24 protein-coding genes and 1 pseudogene are annotated in these 20,392 nt (G+C 63.4%); 11 read left to right on the forward strand and 14 right to left on the reverse strand.

Going from position 1 to position 20,392, the window contains the following annotated elements:
• Window positions 1-135: 135 nt before the first annotated feature.
• Together bchE and HB778_RS15785 are read right to left on the reverse strand one after the other, a co-directional pair.
• Window positions 136-1,677 carry a magnesium-protoporphyrin IX monomethyl ester anaerobic oxidative cyclase gene (bchE, locus tag HB778_RS15780; protein ID WP_183464677.1) on the reverse strand — a complete coding sequence of 514 codons (1,542 nt, stop codon included), beginning with the start codon at window positions 1,675-1,677 and terminating at the stop codon, window positions 136-138.
• Window positions 1,678-1,793: 116 nt separating this feature from the next.
• Complete coding sequence (locus HB778_RS15785; protein ID WP_183464678.1) at window positions 1,794-2,270, reverse strand: Lrp/AsnC family transcriptional regulator; 477 nt, start codon at window positions 2,268-2,270, stop codon at window positions 1,794-1,796.
• 127 nt (window positions 2,271-2,397) lie between these two features.
• On the opposite strand from HB778_RS15785, the gene phhA reads away from it, so the two are divergent.
• A complete protein-coding gene (gene phhA, locus HB778_RS15790; RefSeq protein WP_183464679.1) occupies window positions 2,398-3,234 on the forward strand; it encodes a phenylalanine 4-monooxygenase in 837 nt (278 codons plus the stop codon).
• 78 nt (window positions 3,235-3,312) lie between these two features.
• Here the strand turns inward: phhA and HB778_RS15795 are convergent, their stop codons facing one another.
• The gene (locus HB778_RS15795; protein WP_183464680.1) at window positions 3,313-3,717 is read right to left on the reverse strand and encodes a VOC family protein; all 405 of its coding nucleotides are present in this window, start codon (window positions 3,715-3,717) and stop codon (window positions 3,313-3,315) included.
• A gap of 103 nt (window positions 3,718-3,820) precedes the next feature.
• Between HB778_RS15795 and HB778_RS15800 the strand changes: the two genes are divergently transcribed.
• Window positions 3,821-4,453 (forward strand): TetR/AcrR family transcriptional regulator, encoded by a 633-nt coding sequence (locus HB778_RS15800; RefSeq protein ID WP_183464681.1) that lies wholly within the window; start codon window positions 3,821-3,823, stop codon window positions 4,451-4,453.
• A gap of 49 nt (window positions 4,454-4,502) precedes the next feature.
• Here the strand turns inward: HB778_RS15800 and HB778_RS15805 are convergent, their stop codons facing one another.
• Window positions 4,503-5,000, reverse strand: coding sequence for a MarR family winged helix-turn-helix transcriptional regulator (locus tag HB778_RS15805; RefSeq protein ID WP_183464682.1), 498 nt, complete (start codon window positions 4,998-5,000; stop codon window positions 4,503-4,505).
• A 94-nt stretch (window positions 5,001-5,094) separates the two neighbouring features.
• On the opposite strand from HB778_RS15805, the gene HB778_RS15810 reads away from it, so the two are divergent.
• On the forward strand, window positions 5,095-5,262 hold the full coding sequence (locus HB778_RS15810) for a hypothetical protein (RefSeq protein ID WP_171892201.1): 168 nt from the start codon (window positions 5,095-5,097) through the stop codon (window positions 5,260-5,262).
• Between the two features lie 87 nt (window positions 5,263-5,349).
• Here HB778_RS15810 and HB778_RS15815 read toward each other — a convergent pair whose 3' ends face one another.
• The 3 genes from HB778_RS15815 to HB778_RS15825 all read right to left on the reverse strand — a co-directional run bounded on the left by HB778_RS15815 (window position 5,350) and on the right by HB778_RS15825 (window position 7,915).
• Entirely contained in the window at window positions 5,350-6,789 is a 1,440-nt protein-coding gene (locus tag HB778_RS15815; RefSeq protein ID WP_183464683.1) for a GMC oxidoreductase, read from the reverse strand.
• Window positions 6,786-6,968, reverse strand: coding sequence for a hypothetical protein (locus tag HB778_RS15820; protein WP_183464684.1), 183 nt, complete (start codon window positions 6,966-6,968; stop codon window positions 6,786-6,788). The genes HB778_RS15815 and HB778_RS15820 overlap by 4 nt, the downstream gene beginning before the upstream one ends.
• Window positions 6,969-7,153: 185 nt before the next feature.
• Window positions 7,154-7,915, reverse strand: coding sequence for a GGDEF domain-containing protein (locus HB778_RS15825; RefSeq protein ID WP_095203769.1), 762 nt, complete (start codon window positions 7,913-7,915; stop codon window positions 7,154-7,156).
• A gap of 162 nt (window positions 7,916-8,077) precedes the next feature.
• Between HB778_RS15825 and HB778_RS15830 the strand changes: the two are divergent.
• A pseudogene (locus tag HB778_RS15830) lies at window positions 8,078-8,781 on the forward strand (pyrimidine 5'-nucleotidase).
• Between the two features lie 151 nt (window positions 8,782-8,932).
• Here HB778_RS15830 and HB778_RS15835 read toward each other — a convergent pair.
• Window positions 8,933-9,778: an LOG family protein gene (locus tag HB778_RS15835; protein WP_183464685.1), complete on the reverse strand. Its 846-nt coding sequence runs from the start codon at window positions 9,776-9,778 to the stop codon at window positions 8,933-8,935.
• A 223-nt stretch (window positions 9,779-10,001) separates the two neighbouring features.
• Here HB778_RS15835 and dapD point away from each other — a divergent pair, with 223 nt between their 5' ends.
• From dapD to HB778_RS15855, 4 genes are all read left to right on the forward strand, one after another.
• Window positions 10,002-10,856: a 2,3,4,5-tetrahydropyridine-2,6-dicarboxylate N-succinyltransferase gene (gene dapD, locus HB778_RS15840; RefSeq protein ID WP_183464686.1), complete on the forward strand. Its 855-nt coding sequence runs from the start codon at window positions 10,002-10,004 to the stop codon at window positions 10,854-10,856.
• A 72-nt stretch (window positions 10,857-10,928) separates the two neighbouring features.
• On the forward strand, window positions 10,929-11,291 hold the full coding sequence (locus HB778_RS15845) for a DUF805 domain-containing protein (protein ID WP_183464687.1): 363 nt from the start codon (window positions 10,929-10,931) through the stop codon (window positions 11,289-11,291).
• On the forward strand, window positions 11,284-11,661 hold the full coding sequence (locus HB778_RS15850) for a DUF805 domain-containing protein (RefSeq protein ID WP_064990109.1): 378 nt from the start codon (window positions 11,284-11,286) through the stop codon (window positions 11,659-11,661). The genes HB778_RS15845 and HB778_RS15850 overlap by 8 nt, the downstream gene beginning before the upstream one ends.
• 13 nt (window positions 11,662-11,674) lie before the next feature.
• On the forward strand, window positions 11,675-12,448 hold the full coding sequence (locus HB778_RS15855; protein WP_183464688.1) for a hypothetical protein: 774 nt from the start codon (window positions 11,675-11,677) through the stop codon (window positions 12,446-12,448).
• On the opposite strand, the gene HB778_RS15860 is transcribed toward HB778_RS15855, so the two are convergent.
• Complete coding sequence (locus HB778_RS15860) at window positions 12,351-13,388, reverse strand: 2-dehydropantoate 2-reductase (protein ID WP_183464689.1); 1,038 nt, start codon at window positions 13,386-13,388, stop codon at window positions 12,351-12,353. The two genes, HB778_RS15855 and HB778_RS15860, sit on opposite strands and share 98 nt — an antisense overlap.
• Window positions 13,389-13,513: 125 nt before the next feature.
• On the opposite strand from HB778_RS15860, the gene dapE reads away from it, so the two are divergent.
• Complete coding sequence (gene dapE, locus HB778_RS15865) at window positions 13,514-14,707, forward strand: succinyl-diaminopimelate desuccinylase (RefSeq protein ID WP_183464690.1); 1,194 nt, start codon at window positions 13,514-13,516, stop codon at window positions 14,705-14,707.
• A 5-nt stretch (window positions 14,708-14,712) separates the two neighbouring features.
• The gene (locus tag HB778_RS15870; protein ID WP_183464691.1) at window positions 14,713-15,345 is read left to right on the forward strand and encodes a transporter; all 633 of its coding nucleotides are present in this window, start codon (window positions 14,713-14,715) and stop codon (window positions 15,343-15,345) included.
• A 58-nt stretch (window positions 15,346-15,403) separates the two neighbouring features.
• Here the strand turns inward: HB778_RS15870 and truA are convergent, their stop codons facing one another.
• From truA to def, 4 genes are read right to left on the reverse strand one after another with little or no spacing between them, the layout of a single operon-like run.
• Complete coding sequence (gene truA, locus HB778_RS15875) at window positions 15,404-16,153, reverse strand: tRNA pseudouridine(38-40) synthase TruA (protein ID WP_183464692.1); 750 nt, start codon at window positions 16,151-16,153, stop codon at window positions 15,404-15,406.
• A 24-nt stretch (window positions 16,154-16,177) separates the two neighbouring features.
• Entirely contained in the window at window positions 16,178-16,684 is a 507-nt protein-coding gene (locus HB778_RS15880; RefSeq protein ID WP_183464693.1) for a GNAT family N-acetyltransferase, read from the reverse strand.
• On the reverse strand, window positions 16,681-17,634 hold the full coding sequence (fmt, locus tag HB778_RS15885; RefSeq protein WP_183464694.1) for a methionyl-tRNA formyltransferase: 954 nt from the start codon (window positions 17,632-17,634) through the stop codon (window positions 16,681-16,683). The genes HB778_RS15880 and fmt overlap by 4 nt, the downstream gene beginning before the upstream one ends.
• A 6-nt stretch (window positions 17,635-17,640) precedes the next feature.
• A complete protein-coding gene (gene def, locus HB778_RS15890; protein ID WP_183464695.1) occupies window positions 17,641-18,171 on the reverse strand; it encodes a peptide deformylase in 531 nt (176 codons plus the stop codon).
• 103 nt (window positions 18,172-18,274) lie between these two features.
• Here def and HB778_RS15895 point away from each other — a divergent pair, with 103 nt between their 5' ends.
• Entirely contained in the window at window positions 18,275-19,546 is a 1,272-nt protein-coding gene (locus tag HB778_RS15895; RefSeq protein ID WP_183464696.1) for a DNA recombination protein RmuC, read from the forward strand.
• A 14-nt stretch (window positions 19,547-19,560) separates the two neighbouring features.
• Here the strand turns inward: HB778_RS15895 and HB778_RS15900 are convergent, their stop codons facing one another.
• Complete coding sequence (locus HB778_RS15900; RefSeq protein WP_183464697.1) at window positions 19,561-20,373, reverse strand: class I SAM-dependent methyltransferase; 813 nt, start codon at window positions 20,371-20,373, stop codon at window positions 19,561-19,563.
• Window positions 20,374-20,392 lie beyond the last annotated feature (19 nt).

Here is a 20,392-nt window from a genome sequence, read left to right on the forward strand (position 1 = left end):
ATCTCTCGACGATCGCGGCCTGCGCTCCACTGTTCGAGGTCATTTACATACGCCTCGTATGTCGGATGTGGGTGCATACGTTGCGTATGTCAATGCGCATACGCCGCGTATTTTCGTGAAATGGCCGAGAGCCGGTCAGGTGCCCGGCGAGATGGCGACGGCCGCCTTGCGCGGCGGACGTGGTGCAACGATCATCGATTCCTCCTCCGCGTCCTGTGGCGCGCCCCAGAATTCGGCAAGCGTCGGGCCGTCCTTCACCCTGCCGTCGCGGGCCAGAAAGCCCCAGACCTCGCGGAACCAGACCCGGCGGCCCATTTTCGTGTACCAGCGCATCGAATGCCGCTGCTCGGGGTCGGGGTGGAACACGATGCGTGCCAGCGCCTTCGGCCGCGACTGTACGGCGAGTTCTATCAGCTTGACGCTGAAGAACAGCATCCATGGCTTCAGCCGGGTCATGTGCAGCACCTGGTGTTTGTAGTCCCACAGGCGGGCATCCCTCTGGATGACCTTGCGGTCGCGCGCGATGCGGAAGAACGGCGTCCAGCGATGCGGTGTCACGTAAAGCGCCTGGATCTGGTCGGGGTCGTAGGCGATCAGCTGACGAAAGCCGCGCCACAGGTCGCGAAACCCCTCATCCTCGAAGCCGGCCACCCAGGTCGCCATCGACAATATGCCGTGCTTTCGCAACAGCCTGATCGCTTCGCGGTCGGATGAGGTGCTGCCGCCCTTGCGGATCAATTGCAGCGTCTGCTCGTCGGTGTTTTCCATGCCGAGCAGCCAGCGGATGACACCGGCCTTGCGGTAGAGGTGCAGGATGTCGGCGTCGCGCACGATGTCGTCGGCGCGGGTCGAACCGACGATCAGCACCGGCACGTTCTCGGCGATCAGCGCATCGAGAAAGGCGCGCCACGCCTTCTTCGAAACCGTCGGATTCTCGTCAGCGAGGTTGATCAGTTCGACGCCGTGTTTACGGTGCAGCCAGGCGATTTCCTGCGCGAACTTTTTGGGATCGCGATGCCGCCAGCGGGTCCAGAAGCCACGCTGGCCGCAATAGTTGCACAGATGCGGGCAGCCGCGTGAAAACTGCATGACCACGGCGCGCTTACCGCCCCAATAGCTGTAACGGCTGTGGTCGATCAGCTCCCAGCCGACGCGGTAGGCGTCGAGCTCGGCGATCGTCATGGCCGCCTGCGTGGCGAAGGGCCGGCGCAGATCGTCGCGAAAGGCGATGCCGGCGACGCTCGCCGGTGGCTGGTGCATTTCCAGCGCCTCGACCAGCGCCACCACGGTCGCCTCGCCCTCGCCGCGCACGATGAAGTCGAAGACATCGGTCGCCGCCAATATGTCGCGCCAGTGATAGGTCGGGAAAACGCCGCCATAGATGATGATCGTCGCCGGCTCGCGCTGCTTGATCATGCCTGCGATCAGCAGGGCGGTCGGGTGCGCCGAGGTCGAGCCGGAATGGCCGATCAGGACGAAGTCCGGGAAGTCATGCAGAGCGTCGCGCACCACCGTGCCGAGCGGCATCGGCCCAAATTCGGCATCGACCAGCCGCACCTGATGGCCGGCATCGATCAGCGGGCCGCCGATCGCCAGCAGACCAAGCGGCGGCAGGTGATCGTCCGGCACCCGGCTGCCGATGGCGGTGTGCGGCGGATTGATCAGGACGATTTTCATGGCGGACCTCATGGGGAGATGGTCCGCATATGCTGGTTGGCGATATAGCCGCCCGATTGGCCCGGTTCAGCAGTTTGCGTGCAGCTTTTCCGCAGGAATGAGGAAGGCTGGCACCATCATCGCCTGAGATGCGCGAGGGGCACGTGGCCGGGCCCCTTGATGTTCTGCAGCACAAGCTGCGTGTGGACGTCGCGCACGCCGTCGAGCCGCATCAGCCGGTGCATGACAAAGGCGTTGAGCTCGTCGACCGACGGCACCATGACATGCAGCAGGAAATCGTGATCGCCCGTCATCGTCCAGCACGCCGACACCTCGTCCATGCGCTGCATGGCGGCAATGAACTTTTCCGGCGAGCCGTCGCTGTGGCTGACCAGGCGCACCTGGATGAAGACCTCGACCATCAGGCCGACCGCGCGGCGGCTGATCACCGCGGCAAAGCCCTTGATGATGCCGGCGTCCTGCAGCGCCTCGAAGCGCCGCGCGCATGGTGTCGTCGACAGGCCGATCTCCTGCGCCAGTTCGGAGACGGGCTTGCGGCCGTCGCGCTGCAGGACATCGAGCATCTTGATCTCGAAATCATCGAATTGAGGCATTTTCACTCCTCCGGCGCGGATTGTGAGTGAATATTATCCCGAATATCGCTGATGAGCCATCATCAAAACCAAATTGCCTCGGCAAATCCGGTTACCCTCACAGCACCGATTTGCGAGGAGAAAAACCATGACGACGATGAGTGTTGCCGAATATGCCCGCGACTGCGCGGCGCAGGGGTTGCGCGGCGACTATTCGGTCTGCCGTGCCGATTTCACCGTGGCGCAGGGCTATGACTACAGCGTCGAGGAACAGGCGGTGTGGCGCACTCTGTGCGACCGCCAGACCAAGCTGACGCGCAAGCTCGCCCACCACTCCTATCTCGACGGCGTCGAAAAACTCGGCCTGCTCGACCGCATCCCCGATTTCGAGGATGTCAGCGCCAAGCTGCGCAAGCTGACCGGCTGGGAGATCGTCGCCGTGCCGGGTCTTATTCCGGCCGCCCCCTTCTTCGACCACCTCGCCAACCGCCGCTTCCCGGTCACCAACTGGCTGCGCACCAGGCAGGAACTCGACTACATCGTCGAGCCGGACATGTTCCACGATTTCTTCGGCCATGTGCCGGTGCTGTCGCAGCCGGTCTTCGCCGACTTCATGCAGATGTATGGCAAGAAGGCCGGCGACATCATCGCTCTCGGCGGTGACGAGATGATCACCCGGCTCTACTGGTACACGGCAGAGTACGGCCTTATGCAGGAGGCTGGCCAACCGCTGAAGGCCTTTGGCGCCGGCCTGATGTCGTCCTTTACCGAACTGCAGTTCGCTGTCGACAGCAAGAATGCGCACCATGTGCCCTTCGACTTGGAAATGGTGATGCGCACCGGCTACGAGATCGACAAGTTCCAGCGCGCCTATTTCGTGCTGCCGTCCTTCGACGCCTTGCGCGATGCCTTCCAGACTGCCGATTTCGAGGCGATCGTCGCACGCCGCAAGGGCCAGCCGGCGCTCGACCCGGCGACGGTCTAGCAATCCGACTCCAGTGTTTAAAGCGCGTCGCATGAATCCGTTTCGACGCGACGCGCTTAGAGACTTGATCCCGCCGGGCTATTGCATGGCGGCGGGGTTCATCCACAGGAATTCCCAGACGTTGCCGTCGGGGTCTTCGATGTGGCGGTTGAACATGAAACCGAGATCCTGCGCTGGGTTGGGATCGGCGCGGCCGCCTGCCGCCACGCCCTTCTCGATTACGGCATTGACCTCGTCCTTGCTGTCGGCGGTGAGCGCGATCAGCATCTGGCTGTCACGCTTGGGGTCGCCGATCTGCCGCGCTGTGAACTGGCTGTAATGCTGGTATGTCAGCAACATGACCCCGATCGAGTCGGAGAACATGATCGAACTGGCCTGGTCGTTCGAGAACTGCGGATTCAGCGTGCCGCCGATCGCGAGATAGAAGTTGGTCGCTGCCTGCAGATCGCGCACCGGTAGATTGACGAAAATCATTTTGCTCATCGGTTTAAGCCCTGCTTTCGTTGACGGGTACTAGTCAGTCTAGTACTGTTGTCATGACTATCATGCGGGAACGGTACCGTCTAGTACTGGTCAGGAGGATTCCATGGAAATCGACGGTGAGACCAGATCAGCACGCAAGGATCGTGAGATCATCCAGGCGGCCACGGCGGCGTTCATCGGCAAGGGCTATGATGGAACCAGCATGGAGGAAATCGCCACCAAAGCGGGGGCTTCCAAGCAGACCGTCTACAAGCATTTCACCGACAAGGAGACCCTGTTCTGCGAAGTCGTTCTGTCAACCGCTGGCCAGGTCAACGACATCATCGAGTCCGTGACGACGCTGCTTTCCGAGGCGAAATTCATGGAAGGCGGCCTGCAGCAGCTTGCCCGACGTCTGATAGCGGTTCTCATGGATGAAGAGCTGTTGAAGCTGCGGCGCCTGATTATCGCCAATGCGGATCGAATGCCGCAGCTTGGCCGCAGTTGGTACGAAAAAGGTTTTGAGCGCATGCTTGCCTCGACGGCGGCTTGCTTTCAAAAGCTCACCAATCGAGGACTGATACAAACCAGCGACCCCTATCTGGCGGCCAGCCATCTTTTTGGAATGCTTCTTTGGATCCCGATGAATGAAGCTATGTTCACGGGAAGCAACCGGCGCTCCAAGGCAGAACTTGAACGGCACGCGGATGCCTCGGTGGCGGCGTTTCTTGTCGCCTATGGGGTCCAGCCGAAATAGTCCCGTTCCCTGCCGACATCTGCGGCAAGGCCGCGAACACATCGCGCCCCTATCGCCCGGGGCTGTCCGACCCCTCGGCCTTCAGCCGCGCAAGCTGAGCGCGCTGCAAGTCGAGCGCGGCATTGACGAAGCGCGATATTGTCGCGAACTCGGCGTCGCTGAAGGTGGCGATCACCTTTTCACCCTCCCGCGCAATGGCGCCGTAATAGCGCGCCGACAGCTCCCGCGTCGCCTCGGTCGCTTCGATCACCACTTTGCGCCGGTCCTCGAGACTGCGCGTGCGCGTCAGCAGGCCGCGCGCCTCCAGCCGGTCGATCAGCGCCGTCACCGCCGCCGGCGTCAGCCCGGTCGCGGTGGCGACCGCACCGGCCGATTGCGGGCCGCCATAGAGCAGCCCGATGCAATGGCGCTCGGCCATGTTCAGTCCGAGCCGCATCCCCACCGCTTCGTCATAGGCCTGGGTCGCGTCCTGCCACTGCATGATGGCAAGGCCGATGGCCCTTGTCAGGTCGTCACGATTCTCGCTTGACGAATTTATTTCGATCATCTAACTATCAATCTGCCTAACATTTAGATCATTACAGCAATATGCGGCCGCAGCTTGGACAAGGCAAGGGCCGGGCCGCCACATGGAGTGAAAAATGAGCTTGATTCAACAACGTACCCCTCTCTCGCATGAGGATGAATTCAAATACGCCAAGCTGGCGATGGAATGGTATGGCTGGGGCTCTCCCATCGGCCTCGGCATCCTGCTGGTGGCGCTGGCCGCCGCGGCCGTGCTGGTGCGCATCGCCATCTACGGCTTTTGAGCCTGCTCCAGGCTTCCACCCGCGCCACCAACTGGCGCCGGCGAGGGGGACCTTACAAGGAGTTTCTGGCGCGCTGGCGCTGGGACCTCAGACGGAGACCACCTTGCTCAGATGCTCGCCCAACCGGCAGGCCAGCGCGGTGATCGTCGTCGTCGGGTTGGCTTGACCGGAGGTGCAGAACACCGAGGAGCCGCCGACATAGAGATTGTCCATGCCGTGCACCTTGCAGTTGGCGTCCACCACGCTCCTGGTGACGTCGGTGCCCATGCGCGTGCCACCCATGTGGTGGTGCCCCGCGGTCTCCTCGTTGGTCGGATAATCCTCGCCATTGGCGATCCAGTCCATCAGACGAACCCGGCCGAGATCCTTGTCGATGAGTGTCTTGCCGAACAGTTTCAGGCCTTCGACAAGCGTGCGGCGTTCGAGCGCCGATTTCTTCCAGTGCAGCTCGATGCGCGGCACGCCGGCATGGTCGACATCGGTCTTCGACAGTTCGATCTGGTTGGACGCCAGCGGCGCCTGTTCCCAGGCGACGTAGAGCTGGGCCGCGCAGCGCAGGTTCTGGCTGAGCTGGTAAGCGACCCATTCCGCCATGTCGGGCGCCGTGCAGGCGAGATCCGCAATCACATGCTTGACGCCTGCATAGGGCGTCTCGATCAGCCTGATGCCGAAATTCATGATCTGCAGCCGCTCCATCGCGGCAAGCGTCGGCGAGAAAAAGGCCTCGTTGACGGCATCGACCTCGAACTCGCTATAGTCGGCCAGGATGGCATTGCCGCCCTCGAAGGTCGGGTGCTCCATCCAATAGCGGCCAAGTGCCGTGGCGTTCGGAACGACGCCGCCGTTGGAGCGCTGGTTCGACCACAGCAGCAGCCGCGAATTCTCCAGCCCGCCGGTGCAGACGATGAAGTAGTCGGCGCTGAACGAGCCGGCGTCCTGGCCGTTGGACCACAGTTTGGCGCCGGTCACCCGTTTGCCGTCGCCGGCAAGCTCGGTGGCATAGGTGTTGAGCACGACGGCGATGTTGCGGCTCTTGTCGAGCTCGTCCGCGAATTTCTCGGCGAAGCGCACCGCCGGGCTCTTGATCAGCTGCACCCAGCGTATGTCGTCCGAGATCGGCACGTCGGACCGGAAATCGGGAAGCTCCAGGATATCATGCACCTCGGGCAGATAGGGCTCGATGTCGGCGCGGCGGATCGGCCAGCCTGTGTCGGGTGCCCACGCCTTCGGTTCGAAATCCTGTTTGTCGAGCACGCGGCACCAGCCGGCCCAGTGGTTGGAGCTGCCGCCCATATACCGCAGCCGGGTGATGTCGAGGTCGAAATAGAAATCGCCGACCGTGGTGCCACGGTAGAAATCCTGCGACTCGTCGCTGAAGTCCCGCGAGCCGGCCTCCAGCACCACGACCGGGATGCCGGCGGCACCCAGCTTGCGGGCAATGGTCGTGCCGGCCGGGCCGGAACCGAGGATGCAGACCTTGGGTTTGAAGTTGGCGGCGCGATACGCCTCATAGCTGTCGAAGATCATGCCAGGTCGCTCCGCTTCAGGATCCAGCCATTGACCTCGATGATCTCATTCGGGTCGGCCCGTGATGGACTGGCCTGGGCCGCGTCGGTCTCGGGCAGCTTGCGGAACAGGGACAGGGCAGGCAGCGCGATCATTGCTCGCACGAGCGTGCGGCGTGACATTTTCTTGAAGAAACTCATGACAGGTCTCTCGGTAGGGGCTTCGATGCGCGCATGACATTCCCCAAACGGCACACGCATCGTCACAGAGGCCAGTATCGTGCCAAGCGCGGTCTCGAAGCAGTGAAAAGGCGGCCAAGCGGCACAACCGAATGCAAACAGGGTTAGAAATTCCTTAACAGGCCGGGTGTACCGGACCGGCTGGCTCACGCGGCCGCGGAAATGTCCGTGTCAAGGATCGTCAGGTTGCGACCGCGATGCTTGGCCTGGTAGAGGCGCCGGTCCGCCGCGCGCATCAGTTCCGAGACGTTGACGTCCTCGCCGCAGACGGTGCCGCCGATGCTGACGGTCAGCGGAATGGTCCGTTCGTCGACCGGCCGGAAGCGGATCAGCTCAACCTCGCGGCGAATGCGCTCGGCGACACGCTTGGCTTCCTGCTCGGTGGCTCCGACCAGGAACGCGCCGAACTCCTCGCCACCGATGCGGCCAAGAACGTCGCCGCTGCGCACGCCGCGCTCGATGGCGCTGGCGATCAACAGCAGTGCGTCGTCACCGGTCAGGTGGCCGAAACTGTCATTGATCTTCTTGAAATGATCGGCGTCGATGATCAGCAGCGCGCCGCGGTCGGACTTACGCCGCGAGCCGTCCAGCGCGGCAAAGAAACTTTCCCGGTTGAGCATGCCGGTCATGTCGTCGCGGCTCGCCTTCTCCGACAGGCGGCGATGCGCTGCGGCAAGCTGGGCGTGCGCCCTGGCCAGTTCGCGGTGCGCGTTTTTCAGCCTGTCGCTCTGCCAGAAGGTGCTGGCGCATGCCACCCATGCGAGCACCAGCGGACAAAGGGTGGAGGTCAGCCAGATCGTTCGGTTGATCGGGAATCCCAGGGCCGGAACGATGATCAGCGTCAGGAGAAGAGAGGCGGCGACGGAGGCGAAAGCGATAGCGGCGGATTTCAGAATAATGCTGTTCATCGCAGACTCCCCACAGGACTGTCTCTGTGCCAGCAAGCCCTGAAGGCCACCTTTCCCGGTTGCTTAAAATTTGAATCGTGCGGCCATTTCCGCCACTCAAAGCGCGTGAAAGTTGTGGATAAAGTCTCTTTCAGAATCCCCGTTTCATGCCATAAGGAGCGCATGACCACGCTGCCTGATCCCGCCCGCTTCGCCCATGTCACCGACTGGGTGTTCGACCTCGACAACACGCTCTATCCGCATCATTCGAATCTGTTCTCGCAGATCGACGTCAAGATGACCGCCTATGTCGGGAATTGCTGGCGCTGCCTCGCGAGGAGGCGCGCAAGCTGCAGAAGGAGCTTTATCTCGAATATGGCACGACGCTGAACGGGCTGATGACGCGCCACGGCATCGATCCCGACGATTTCCTCGAGAAGGTGCATGACATCGACTATTCCTGGCTGGTGCCCGACCCCGTCCTCGGCACCGCCATCCGCCAGCTTCCCGGCCGCAAGTTCATCTTCACCAATGGTGACCGCAGGCACGCCGAGCGCACCGCGCGCCAGCTCGGCATCCTCGATCATTTCGACGACATCTTCGATATCGTCGCTGCCGGCCTCAATCCTAAGCCCGCGCGCCAGACCTACGAGAAGTTCGCCGCGCTGCACGCCGTCACCGGCCACAATGCGGTGATGTTCGAGGATCTCGCCCGCAACCTGGAGGTGCCGAAGGCGCTGGGCATGACCACCGTTCTGGTGGTGCCGCGCAATTTCGAGCCGACCTTTGCCGAGATCTGGGAGCGCGACCCCGCGCAGGAAGACGACGTCGACTTCGTCACCGACGATCTGGCGGGGTTTCTGACGGGGATAGTTGCCGGGGAGTAGGGAATTGACGAATTGAAGAACTGACGAATTGGGGAATTGATCCGAAACGCAGAGACCGCGATCCCCTCAATTCCTCAATTCCTCAATTCCTCAATTCCTCAATTCCTCAATTCCTCAATTCCTCAATTCCTCAATTCCTCAGTTCCCCGCCCTACTCCCCTAATTTGTAGAACCGGCTGATAATCCCCCAGGCCTCATCAGCGGTGTCGACGAAATCGATGATGTCCTGGTCGCCGGGGCTGATCGTGCCTTGCTCGGCGAGGAAGTCGAGGTTGATCGCCCGCTTCCAGAACGACTTGCCGAACAGGATCACCGGCACGCGCTCCATGCGTCCGGTCTGGATCAGGGTCAGCGTCTCGAAGAACTCGTCCATTGTGCCGAAGCCACCGGGAAACACCGCCACCGCCTTGGCGCGCATGACGAAGTGCATCTTGCGGATGGCGAAATAGTGGAAGTTGAAACACAGCTCCGGCGTCACATAGGCGTTCGGCGCCTGTTCGTGCGGCAGCACGATGTTGAGTCCGATCGACGGCGCGCCGACATCATCGGCGCCGCGATTTCCCGCTTCCATCACACCGGGGCCGCCGCCGGTCACCACGACATACTCGCGATAGTATGAGGCGGCCGACTGCCGCGAGCACAGCCGGGCGAATTTGCGCGCCTCCTCGTAATATTTGCTGTTTTCCTCGAGGTTCTTCCTTTGCGTCTCGTTCTTGGCCGCCCAGGCTTCGCCGCCCGGTTCCGGCAGACGCGCGCCGCCGAACAGGATCACCGTCGAACGGATGCCGCGCTCAGCCAGGATCATCTCCGGCTTCAAGAGTTCGAGCTGCAGGCGCACCGCGCGCAATTCGCGCCGTGTCATGAAGTCGGGGTCGTTCCAGGCAAGCCGGTAGGTCTCGGCCCGTGTCTGCGGCGTGTCCGGCACGCTCTTCGACCGCTCCAGATCCTCGTCCGAATGCGGCAGCGGCGTCCACCCCGCCTTTTCCATAGGTGTCATCAAATTACCGTCCAATTCTTTCACTTGCGCCGTCCCATGACGCACCCGCGATTGACCCTCACCAGGGCTTCACTTAAGCAGGTTCCGCAAAAGTGTCCTGCGGTTTTGCGACAGAACCTGCTCCAGGCAAAGACCTAGGCAGGCGAAGCATGCCCGGGGTCCGCGCGACTTTGGAAACAGGTTAAGGCGCAGCCCCTTAACAGCTTGGTAATGGAGCGAATTCATGTCGAAGCCCGATCTGGCGAGCCTCGAAAAGACCATCGAGAAGGCCTTCGAGGAGCGCGACACGATTTCGACCGCGACCCGTGGCGAAACGCGCGACGCCATCCAGTCGGCGCTCGACCTGCTCGATCGCGGCGCCGCCCGCGTCGCCGAGCGCCAGCCGGACGGCAAGTGGCACGTCAACCAGTGGCTGAAAAAGGCGGTGCTGCTCTCCTTCCGGCTCAACCCGATGGAGATCATCAAGGGCGGCCCGGGCGAGGCCGTCTGGTGGGACAAGGTGCCGTCGAAGTTCGATGGCTGGGGCGCCGTCGATTTCGAGAAGGCGGGTTTCCGCGCCGTGCCCTCGTCGATCGTACGCCGTTCCGCCTACGTCGCCCCGGGCGCCGTGCTGATGCCGTCCTTCGTCAATGTCGGCGCCTATGTCGATACCGGCACCATGGTCGACACCTGGGCTTCGGTCGGCTCCTGCGCCCAGATCGGCAAGAACGTTCACCTGTCGGGCGGTGTCGGCATCGGCGGCGTGCTGGAGCCGATGCAGGCCGGCCCGACCATCATCGAGGACAATTGCTTCATCGGCGCGCGCTCGGAAGTCGTCGAGGGCTGCATCGTGCGCGAAGGCTCGGTGCTCGGCATGGGCGTCTTCATCGGCCAGTCGACCAAGATCGTCGACCGCGCCACCGGTGAGGTGTTCTATGGCGAAGTGCCGCCAAATTCCGTTGTCGTCGCCGGCTCGATGCCCGGCAAGCTGTTTCCAAACAACGAGCCCGGCCCCAGCCTCTACTGCGCCGTCATCGTCAAGCGGGTCGATGCCAAGACCCGCTCGAAGACTTCGATCAACGAATTGCTGCGCGATTGATCTTTCCGCAAAGCGGGCGCACCTTCCGCCGGCGCGACAATCGGTCGCGCTGGTTCAACATGGAGGGGTGACATGGACTGGAAGTATCTGCTGACGAGTTTCGACGGTCGCATCAACCGCGCCAAATTCTGGGCTGGCATTGGCGTGTTCATCGTTATCGGTATCGTCGCCTTCATTCTCGACTCGATCCTTGGCACGCGTTTCACCACAAGCAGTGGCGCCCAGGTCGGCATCATCGGCATCCTCTTCGCGCTGGCATCGATCTATTTCGCTGTTGCCCTCTATGCCAAACGCTGGCACGACCGCAACAAGTCGGGCTGGTGGACACTGATCGGCTTTGTCCCCATCATCGGTGGCATCTGGCTGCTGGTCGAACTCGGCATCCTCCAGGGCACCAGCGGTGCCAATCAATACGGACCGGACCCGCTTGCCTGACAGTTCAAATCTTACCTGGCTTTTCTTCAAGACATCGGGCCGCGTCAGCCGCGCGGCCTATTTTCTTGGTGGCTTGCTGGTCGCCATCATCCAGGCGTTCCCGCTGTATCGCTTCACGCTGGTGCCGGAAGGCTCAGCCGAGAGCAACATGTGGTCGTTCATCTTCTTCATCGCCTTCATTGCCTCGCTATGGTCGAACATCGTGCTGGCGGTGAAACGCCTGCACGACCTCGACAAGCCGGGCATCGCCGCGCTGATCCTGTTCGTGCCGGTCGTCTCGATCGTCGCCTTTCTTGTGTTGTGCCTGTTTCCAGGGCAGCCTGGGCCCAACCGCTATGGCCGGCGCACCAACGAACCGGCACAACCCTGAGGACCGATCGGACATGCGCTACCGCACGCTTGATCCGAAACTGATCATCGACACCGCCGAACGGCTCGAGGGCCGCGTCGCCGAGCGTTTTCCCAATGCCGGACTGCGCGGCGTCGCCGGCGAACTGGTGTCACTGTCGCGCGACCTGGCCAAGGCGGCGAAAGGGCTCGAGGAACCGATCTGGTGGCTGCGCGGGCTCATCATCGCCGCCGTCCTTGCCGGCGCGTTGATCTTTCTGTTCGTCGGCACCATCCTGCCGCTCATTCACATCTCCCAGGCCGACGATGCGGTGCAGTCGGTGCAAGGCATCGAAGCCACGATCAACATGATCATCCTCGCCGTACTCGGCCTGCTGGCGCTGATCCGCACCGAGGAGCGCATCAAGCGCAAGCGGGTGTTTCGTCAGCTGCACGGCCTGCGCTCGCTGATCCATGTCATCGACATGCATCAGCTGACCAAGGATCCGGCGGCTCTTTCGGCCAATTTCAAGCCGACGGCGCATTCTCCCGCCCGCATCACCAATGCCGCCGATCTGGCGCGCTACCTCGACTATTGCTCCGAAATGCTGTCGATCACCGGCAAGATCGCCGCTCTGTTCGCGCAGTCGGTCAATGACGATGTCGTCATCGACGGTGTCAACGACATCGAGAACCTGGCGTCCAACCTGTCGCGCAAGATCTGGCAGAAGATCACGCTGATCGAGAGCCACCCGGCGGCGCTACCTGCTCCGGCGCCAGGCCCGGCGAGCCACGCTGCGCCGCTTCCGCCGCGCGCACCAAAGCGGTAACGCTTTTCAACAGCGGCGCCGGCGTACCCGTTCTCTGGGCGAGGCCGAGCACCGCCCCTTGCAACTCGCCGATCTCCGTCGGCCGGCCGCGCTGCAAATCGTCCCACATCGACGAGCGTGCCTGCGGGTCGATCGCCAGCATGCGCCGCGCCAGCAATTTGAACAGCCAGTCCGGCAGCCGGAGAATTTTCGGCAGCAGCGCCGGCCGCAGCCCGGCGATCCGCGCCGGCGCGATGCCGGAGGCTTTCATCGCCCGCAGCGCCTCGTCGATCTGGCCGGCCAGGATCAACCGCCAGCGGCGATCGGCGAGTTCGCTCGCCAGCGGCAGGCCCGACAACGCCACCAGCGCGTTGTTGAGATTCATCAGCAGCTTGCCCCACAGCACGGCCTTCATGTCGCCATGCGTCTCGACGGAGAGCCCTTCGACATCAAGAAGACTGGCAAGTCCGGCGCCATCCTCGATCATCACCTTGCCGTCGCTGGCGCGATGGACGCGCAGCGGCAGTTCGCCGTCGGGCGATTGCACCACATTGAACGGCACCATGCCGGCCAGCACGGTTCGCGGGCCAAGCCCGGCGTGCAGCCTGTCGGCATTGTCGACGCCGTTCTGCAGGCTGACCACCACCGCATCGGCGCGGGCATGGGCCTTGATCAGCCCGGCCATCTCCTGCGTCGCGCCACTCTTGACGGTGACCAGGATCACATCCGCGTCGGACAGGGCGGTGGCTGGATCCGTGGTGATCCCGAGTGCGTCGGGTTTGACCAGCCGATCGCGGCCCTCGAGGTCACTGACGCGCAATCCGCCCTGCCGCAGCGCGGCCTCGATGCGCGGCCGGGCGAGCAGAATCACCTGTCGCCCGGCAAGCGCCAGGCAGCCGCCGACATAACAGCCGATGCTGCCGGCACCGGCGATGACGATCCGTTTTTCCCCGCCTGCCATTTCTTACTCCGCACTGGCCGGACTATACGACATGAAAACCATAATGTCGGCGCCATCGTCTGCCATCGGGCTGGCCTCCATGTCTGCCCGTGACAGGCCCTCAGCTTTCGACTATCGCTTTTGCCATGACGCTGCCGACCGATCCCGCCGCAAACCTCGCCACCCTCATCCGCTGTGCCTCCGTGACACCAGCCGAAGGCGGCGCGCTGAGCGCGCTGGAAACGATGCTGAAGCCGCTCGGCTTCCTGGTCGACCGGCCGGTGTTCTCCGAGGACGGCACGCCCGATATCGAGAACCTCTATGCGAGGCGGTCCGGCAACGGCCCGCATCTGATGTTCGCCGGCCACACCGATGTCGTGCCGGTCGGCGACGAAGCCGCCTGGACGCATCCGCCTTTCGCCGCCGAGATCGCCAATGGCGAGATGTATGGCCGTGGCGCGGTCGACATGAAGGGCGGCATTGCCTGTTTCATCGCGGCGATAGCGCGCCATGTCGAGAAGCATGGTGGTCCCAAGGGTTCGGTCTCGCTGCTGATCACCGGCGACGAGGAAGGGCCCGCCATCAACGGCACCGTCAAGCTGCTCGAATGGGCCGCCTCCAGGGGCGAGAAATGGGATGCCTCGATCGTAGGCGAGCCGACCAATCCTGATGCGCTCGGCGACATGATCAAGATCGGCCGGCGCGGCTCGCTGTCCGGTTCAATCACCGTCAATGGCCGTCAGGGCCATGCCGCCTATCCGCAGCTTGCCGACAATCCGGTGCGGGGGCTGATGAGCCTGGTCGACGTCTTGCTGCATCCCGTCTTCGACAAGGGAACCAAGGATTTCCAGCCGACCAATCTGGAGGTCACCTCCATCGATGTCGGCAACCCGGCCACCAACGTCATTCCGGCCAAGGCCACCGCGACCTTCAACATCCGCTTCAACGACACCTGGACGGCCGAAACCGTCCAAGCCGAAATCCACAACCGCCTCGACCAGGCGGCCAGGCGCAAGAAGTATCGGCCGGGCAAGAAGACGCCGGTCGACTACGACCTCGTCTGGCGCGACCGGCCAAGCCATGTCTTCCTGACCCGCGACGACAAGTTGGTCGACACGCTTGCTGGCTCGATCAAGGCGACGGTCGGCAAGAAACCGGCGCTGTCCACGTCCGGCGGCACATCGGATGCGCGATTCATCAAGGATTACTGCCCGGTGGTCGAGTTCGGCCTGGTCGGCAAGACCATGCATATGGTCGACGAGCGCGTCGCCCTTGCCGATCTCGAAACGTTGACGCGGATCTATCAACGCTTCATCGAAGACTGGTTCGGGCAGGGCTGAGCAGCATGCTTTCGGCGGATGAAACCCAAGCTTCGCTGACAGGTGCCTGGCGGCTGATGCTCGGCAAGGCCGACGGATTGCGCTTGCTCGACCTGTCGGCGGACGGCTTCTGGAATTCCTTCTTCGCCATCGTCGTTGCCGCGCCGGCGCTGATCGTCGGCTGGGTCGGCATCGCCAACGAGATCGGCGATCCCAACGCTTTTGTGGGCCGTTTCGGCATGCTGTTGCGCCTGGCAACGGTCGATATCGGCTCCTGGGTGCTGCCGCTGGTCGTGTTCGCCGTGGTCGCGCCGCGCGCCGGCATCGGCGGCCGCTTCGTCCACTATGTCGTCGCCAGCAACTGGGCCTCCGCCATCACCGCCTGGCTGATGCTGCCCTCGGCGCTGATCAGACTTTTCCTGTCGTCCGCGAGCCAGATATCGAGCCTTGTGTCGCTGCTCTTGTTTGCCCTGTCGATGGCGCTGACCTGGCGCATGACCAACGCCACGATCGGCAAGGGCGCGGCGATCGGAACCGCCGTTTTCGTCGGCATGTTCATCGCTTCGCTGCTGGTGCTGTTTGGACTGCAGATGCTGCTTGGCATCTCCGTGCCGGACGATGTCGGGGCTCAGAGCCTCTCCGGACCGTTCCCGGGGTAGAGCCTGCCGAGCTCGGGATAGAGCCTACCGGCTCTATCCCGCATAGAGCCTGCGCCTCTTATTCGGGATAATCGACGCCAATGAGAAAAAGCCCGTCGGGCGGCGCCACCTGGCCGCAGGCGGCGCGGTCGCGCGCCTCGAGAGCGGCCTTGAGGTCGGCCTCGGTCCAGCCGCCATCGCCGACCCGCTTGAGCGAGCCGACCATGGAGCGCACCTGGTTGTGCAGGAAGGAACGGGCCGAGGCCCTTACTTCGATCATGTCGCCCGCCCGGCTCACATCGAGCCGCTCGAGTGTGCGGATCGGGCTGTTGGCCTGGCACTGCGTCGAGCGGAAGGTTGTGAAATCATGCCGGCCAAGCAGGATTTTAGCCGCCTCGTGCATGGCGCCGGCATCGAGTCGCTTCGGCACCCACCACACCTTGCCCTTTTCCAGCGCCGCTGGCGCGCGCCGGTTGAGGATGCGGTAGAGATAGTGGCGGCCTGTGGCCGAGAATCGCGCGTCGAAATCGTCTGGGACGATCGCCGCCTTCTGGATGGCGACATGCGCGCCGGCTGCCTGCAGATGGGCGTTGATGGCATCGCGCACCTTGTCGCCAGGCCATGGCTTGGTGAGGTCGACATGCGCCACCTGGGCGGTCGCATGCACGCCGGCATCGGTGCGGCCGGCGGCGCGCAGCCGCACCGCCTCACCGCTGAATTTTTCGATCGCCTGCTCGATCGCCTGCTGCACCGAAGGCTGGTCGGCCTGGTGCTGCCAGCCGGCAAACAGGCTGCCGTCATATTCGATGTCGAGGCGAAAACGCGGCATGCCCGGGCGGCTATACGCTCTCGCCTAAGCGGCGAGAGCAGTGAAGGCTGAGGCGTAGACCAGCCGGCCGGCTTCGGGAGCATCGCCCCAGGCCAGCGCCTGCAGCGCTTCGCCCTGGTACTCGCTCTCGAACATTTCAGCGCGAGCATGGCTATAGCCGAAACGGCCGTAATAGGCCGGGTCGCCCAGCACCACGGCCAGCGTCTCGCCAGCATCCCTAAGGCGGATATGCGCCTCGCGAATCAGCGCGCCGCCAATGCCGCTGCCATGGAACGAAGGCTCCACCGCCAGCGGCGCCAGCGCCACGGCCGCAGAGCTCTTGCCGCCACTCTGGACGAACAGCCGCGAAAACAGGATGTGGCCGACAACCTGGCCGTCTTCTTCGGCCACCAGTTCGACGACGGCGTCGCCGCCGGTCACCAGCGCGTCGACCAGCCCGGCCTCCGCCTGCTGGCCGAAAGCGTGTTCCTCGACGAGGCGAATGGCCTCGCGATCCCGCGGCGTCGCCGCGCGTATCGACATCATGCTCATGAGAACTTCATTCCTTTTACGATCTTGGCTCCGCGCAGGAATTCCGACGCGGCGGCGGGCTTTCCGCCCGCACGTTGAACTTCGACCAGTCTGATCGCGCCTGCCCCGCAGGCGACCGTCAGCCGGTCATCGAGAATTCCTCCCGACTCGCCCAAATCGTCCGAAAGCGACAGGCCCTCGGACAACGTTGAGCGAAGCAGTTTCAGCCGTTCCATGCGGCCGCCAATGTCAATTTCGGACCAGGCGCCGGGAAACGGCGACAGGCCACGAAGATGGTTATGGACCTCGGCCGCAGGCCGCGTCCAATCCACATGCGTCTCGGATTTATCGATTTTTCTGGCGTAAGTCACCCCTTCCGCCGCTTGCGCGGTAAATGTCAGGGTGTTCTCTTCCAGCCGCGCCAGCGCGTCCACCATCAGGGCTGCACCGACGCTCATCAACCGATCATGCAGATCGCCGGCTGTCATATCGGGGTCTATGGCGCATTTTTCAAGCAATCCCACCGGTCCGGTGTCCAGCCCCTCTTCCATGCGCATCACCATCATGCCGCTTTCCAGGTCTCCCGCCATGATGGCGCGCTGGATGGGGGCGGCACCGCGCCAGCGCGGCAAAAGCGACGCATGGCCGTTGATGCAGCCAAGCCGGGGTGCGTCGAGAACCGCCTTCGGCAGCAGCAAACCATAGGCGACGACCACGGCGATGTCAGCCTGCAGGGCGCTGAACGCGGCCTGCTCGGCCTCGCCCTTCAGGGATGTCGGCGTCCGCACCTCGATGCCCAGCCGCTCGGCCTCGCGCTGCACCGGCGACGGCGTCAATTCCAACCCGCGCCGGCCGGCCGCGCGCGGCGGCCGGGTGTAGACGGCGGAAATCTGATGTCCGGCCTCGGCAAGCGCGCGCAACGTCGGCACCGAAAACTCCGGCGTGCCCATGAAGATGACGCGAAGGGGCATTTTCCCCTATCCCACCAGCTTGCCCGGCGCCTTGTCCTTGGCGAGCTTCTTGAACTTCTTCACCACCATGTCGCGCTTCAGCTTCGAGATGTGGTCGATGAACAGCACGCCGTTGAGATGGTCGATCTCATGCTGCAGGCAGGTCGCCATCAGGCCTTCGGCCTCCATCTCCTGCAGCTTGCCGTCGCGGTCGAGATACTTCACCCGCACCGAAGCCGGGCGTTCGACCTCGGCGTAGTAGTCTGGGATCGACAGGCAGCCTTCCTCGTAGACGGAGCGCGCCTCGGCGCTTTCCAGGATCTCCGGGTTGATGAAGACGTGCGGCGCCGGCGTCTCGTCTTCCTTGGCGAGGTCGATCACCAGCATGCGCAGCGGCTCGCCGACCTGGATCGCCGCCAGCCCGATGCCGGGCGCGTCATACATGGTCGCCAGCATGTCGTCGGCCAGTTTGCGCAAAGGCGCGTCGACGCGCTCCACCGGCTTGGAAACCTGGCGCAGGATGGGATCGGGGAGGATGATGAGCGGCTTGATCGGCATGGCGTCCCACGTAAGACCTCCAGCGAAAAGCGTCAACCGGGGCATCTCAGCCGTGTTCTTGTTTTGATCTGTGCCAGCGACCCGAATCGGCTATGCTGTCCACATGAATGATCTGAGCACCATCCTTTCGCAGCCCGTCGCACGGCTTGGCGCCACCACGATCACGCTCGGCCACGCGCTGGCTTTCGGCGCCTTGCTGTTTCTCGGCCTGTTCGTGGCGCTGGTCATCGCGCTGTGGCGGTCGGCCAAGGCGCGCGCGGTCGCTGCCGCGGAAGCCGCCGACCATGCCCGCGATGCCGAGGCGCGGATGGCCGGCATCTTGCAAAGCCAGGCCGAAATGCAGGGCCGCATGGGCGCCATCGCCGAAGTGTTCGGCGCGCGCCAGGCGGAGCTGACGCAGTCGATCGGCCAGCGGCTTGACGCCATGACCGGCCGGCTCGGCCAGACCATGACCGAGCAGACCAAATCCACGCATGAGAGCCTGGCCAAACTGCAGGAGCGGCTGGCGATCATCGATGTCGCGCAAGGCAACATCCAGTCGCTCGCCGGCCAGGTCGTGCAGTTGCAGGCGATCCTCTCCAACAAGCAGACGCGCGGCGCTTTCGGCCAGTCGCGCATGGAGGCGATTGTCGCCGACGGCCTGCCCATGGGCGCATACGAATTCCAGGCGACCCTGTCGAATGGCAGCCGGCCCGATTGCCTGGTCAAGATGCCGAACGGCGCGCCGTCGCTGGCCATCGATGCCAAATTTCCATTGGAGGCATGGAATGCCATCCGCGCCGCCGATGGCGCCGACCTGCAGAAGGTCGCCTCGCAGGCCTTCCGCCGCGACATCGAGATCCATGTCCGCGATATCTCCGAAAAATACCTGATCCAGGGCGAGACGCAGGACACCGCCTTCATGTTCGTGCCGTCGGAATCGGTGTTCGCCGAGATCCACGAGAATTTCGAGGCGATCGTTCACAAGGCGCACCGCGCCCGCGTCGTCATCGTTTCGCCGTCGCTGCTGATGCTGTCGATCCAGGTCATCCAGGCGATCCTCAAGGATGCCCGCATGCGCGAACAGGCGCATCTGATCCAGGGCGAAGTCATCCGGCTGATGGAGGATGTGCAACGTGTCGACGAGCGCGTGCGCAAGCTGCAGGTCCATTTCGGCCAGTCGGCCAAGGACATCGACGATATCCTCGTCTCGACATCGAAGGTGACCAAGCGCGGCCAGAAGATCGAGGCGCTGGAGTTCGGAGTGCAGCCCGATGGCGATGCCAGCCCGGACGCGCCGTCGCGGGCACCTGCCGCAAAAATCGAGCCCGGCCCCCGCGTTGCCGATTCGAAGACCGGACAGCTCAGGCTGCGCGTCGTCGAAGGCGACGACTGAACGGATAATTTTGCCTACGCCACAGCCACGATGACGTGCGCCTGAATTTTGGCGGCAACCGCGCCGCTGCCATGCCTGGCCGCAATCGCGGATGCAGCATAATCCGTTGCGGCGTCGAGTTTGCCCGGATCCCGGGCCTCGATTTCGGTGCGCAGCACAGTTCCCTGGCAATAGGCAACGGCCGGCACGCGCGGCGAAGGGGCACGGCTTTGTTCGGCTCTCGTTTCGATAGCCACGCCGGAGAAGCCGGCCTCTTCCAGCTCGCTGCGGATCAGTGTCGTATCGTGGTAGCCATGCGGCGTGCGGGCGAGAAAGCGCGGCGGATCGTTCGGAAAAATCCTTGCCAGCGCATTGGTCACGTCATCGGCAAAGACATTCTCCTCGATGTGGTCCCATACGTTGAACACGAAATGTCCGCCGGGCTTCAGCACCCGCCTGGCCTCGCGGTAGGCGGATGGGCGGTTGGGAAAGAACATCGCGCCGAACTGGCAGCAAACGAGATCGAAGGCCGCATCTTCGAACGGCAGCGCCATGGCATCGGCCTGGCGCCAATGGATGCGACTGTCGGGAGCCTGCCGCGAAGCGGCGTAATCGAGCATCGGCTGGTTGAGGTCGGTCACGACATAGCTTGCATCGGGGGATAGTTTTGGCGCCATGGCACGGGTGACGACCCCGGTGCCCGCGGCGACTTCCAGCACGGCATTGGGCGTGAAGGACGCTGCTCGTTGCGCAAGGTCAGCGGCGAACGGCTCGAAAATCAACGGCACCATATAGCGGTCGTAATTTTCCGGGATCGAGCCGGCAAACAACTTGTCCGTTTCCAACATCGCTATCACCCGCCCTTTG

The sequence above is a fragment of the Mesorhizobium huakuii genome, from assembly GCF_014189455.1.
GTDB classification, from domain to species: Bacteria; Pseudomonadota; Alphaproteobacteria; order Rhizobiales; family Rhizobiaceae; genus Mesorhizobium; species Mesorhizobium huakuii_A.

Bases quoted from the DNA above. Each gene is read 5' to 3' on its own strand.
- bchE (WP_183464677.1), bottom strand. From the start codon at position 1,677: ATGAAAATCGTCCTGATCAATCCGCCGCACACCGCCATCGGCAGCCGG.
- HB778_RS15785 (WP_183464678.1), bottom strand. From the start codon at position 2,270: ATGCCTCAATTCGATGATTTCGAGATCAAGATGCTCGATGTCCTGCAG.
- phhA (WP_183464679.1), top strand. From the start codon at position 2,398: ATGACGACGATGAGTGTTGCCGAATATGCCCGCGACTGCGCGGCGCAG.
- HB778_RS15795 (WP_183464680.1), bottom strand. From the start codon at position 3,717: ATGAGCAAAATGATTTTCGTCAATCTACCGGTGCGCGATCTGCAGGCA.
- HB778_RS15800 (WP_183464681.1), top strand. From the start codon at position 3,821: ATGGAAATCGACGGTGAGACCAGATCAGCACGCAAGGATCGTGAGATC.
- HB778_RS15805 (WP_183464682.1), bottom strand. From the start codon at position 5,000: ATGATCGAAATAAATTCGTCAAGCGAGAATCGTGACGACCTGACAAGG.
- HB778_RS15810 (WP_171892201.1), top strand. From the start codon at position 5,095: ATGAGCTTGATTCAACAACGTACCCCTCTCTCGCATGAGGATGAATTC.
- HB778_RS15815 (WP_183464683.1), bottom strand. From the start codon at position 6,789: ATGATCTTCGACAGCTATGAGGCGTATCGCGCCGCCAACTTCAAACCC.
- HB778_RS15820 (WP_183464684.1), bottom strand. From the start codon at position 6,968: ATGAGTTTCTTCAAGAAAATGTCACGCCGCACGCTCGTGCGAGCAATG.
- HB778_RS15825 (WP_095203769.1), bottom strand. From the start codon at position 7,915: ATGAACAGCATTATTCTGAAATCCGCCGCTATCGCTTTCGCCTCCGTC.
- HB778_RS15835 (WP_183464685.1), bottom strand. From the start codon at position 9,778: ATGACACCTATGGAAAAGGCGGGGTGGACGCCGCTGCCGCATTCGGAC.
- dapD (WP_183464686.1), top strand. From the start codon at position 10,002: ATGTCGAAGCCCGATCTGGCGAGCCTCGAAAAGACCATCGAGAAGGCC.
- HB778_RS15845 (WP_183464687.1), top strand. From the start codon at position 10,929: ATGGACTGGAAGTATCTGCTGACGAGTTTCGACGGTCGCATCAACCGC.
- HB778_RS15855 (WP_183464688.1), top strand. From the start codon at position 11,675: ATGCGCTACCGCACGCTTGATCCGAAACTGATCATCGACACCGCCGAA.
- HB778_RS15860 (WP_183464689.1), bottom strand. From the start codon at position 13,388: ATGGCAGGCGGGGAAAAACGGATCGTCATCGCCGGTGCCGGCAGCATC.
- dapE (WP_183464690.1), top strand. From the start codon at position 13,514: ATGACGCTGCCGACCGATCCCGCCGCAAACCTCGCCACCCTCATCCGC.
- HB778_RS15870 (WP_183464691.1), top strand. From the start codon at position 14,713: ATGCTTTCGGCGGATGAAACCCAAGCTTCGCTGACAGGTGCCTGGCGG.
- truA (WP_183464692.1), bottom strand. From the start codon at position 16,153: ATGCCGCGTTTTCGCCTCGACATCGAATATGACGGCAGCCTGTTTGCC.
- HB778_RS15880 (WP_183464693.1), bottom strand. From the start codon at position 16,684: ATGAGCATGATGTCGATACGCGCGGCGACGCCGCGGGATCGCGAGGCC.
- fmt (WP_183464694.1), bottom strand. From the start codon at position 17,634: ATGCCCCTTCGCGTCATCTTCATGGGCACGCCGGAGTTTTCGGTGCCG.
- def (WP_183464695.1), bottom strand. From the start codon at position 18,171: ATGCCGATCAAGCCGCTCATCATCCTCCCCGATCCCATCCTGCGCCAG.
- HB778_RS15895 (WP_183464696.1), top strand. From the start codon at position 18,275: ATGAATGATCTGAGCACCATCCTTTCGCAGCCCGTCGCACGGCTTGGC.
- HB778_RS15900 (WP_183464697.1), bottom strand. From the start codon at position 20,373: ATGTTGGAAACGGACAAGTTGTTTGCCGGCTCGATCCCGGAAAATTAC.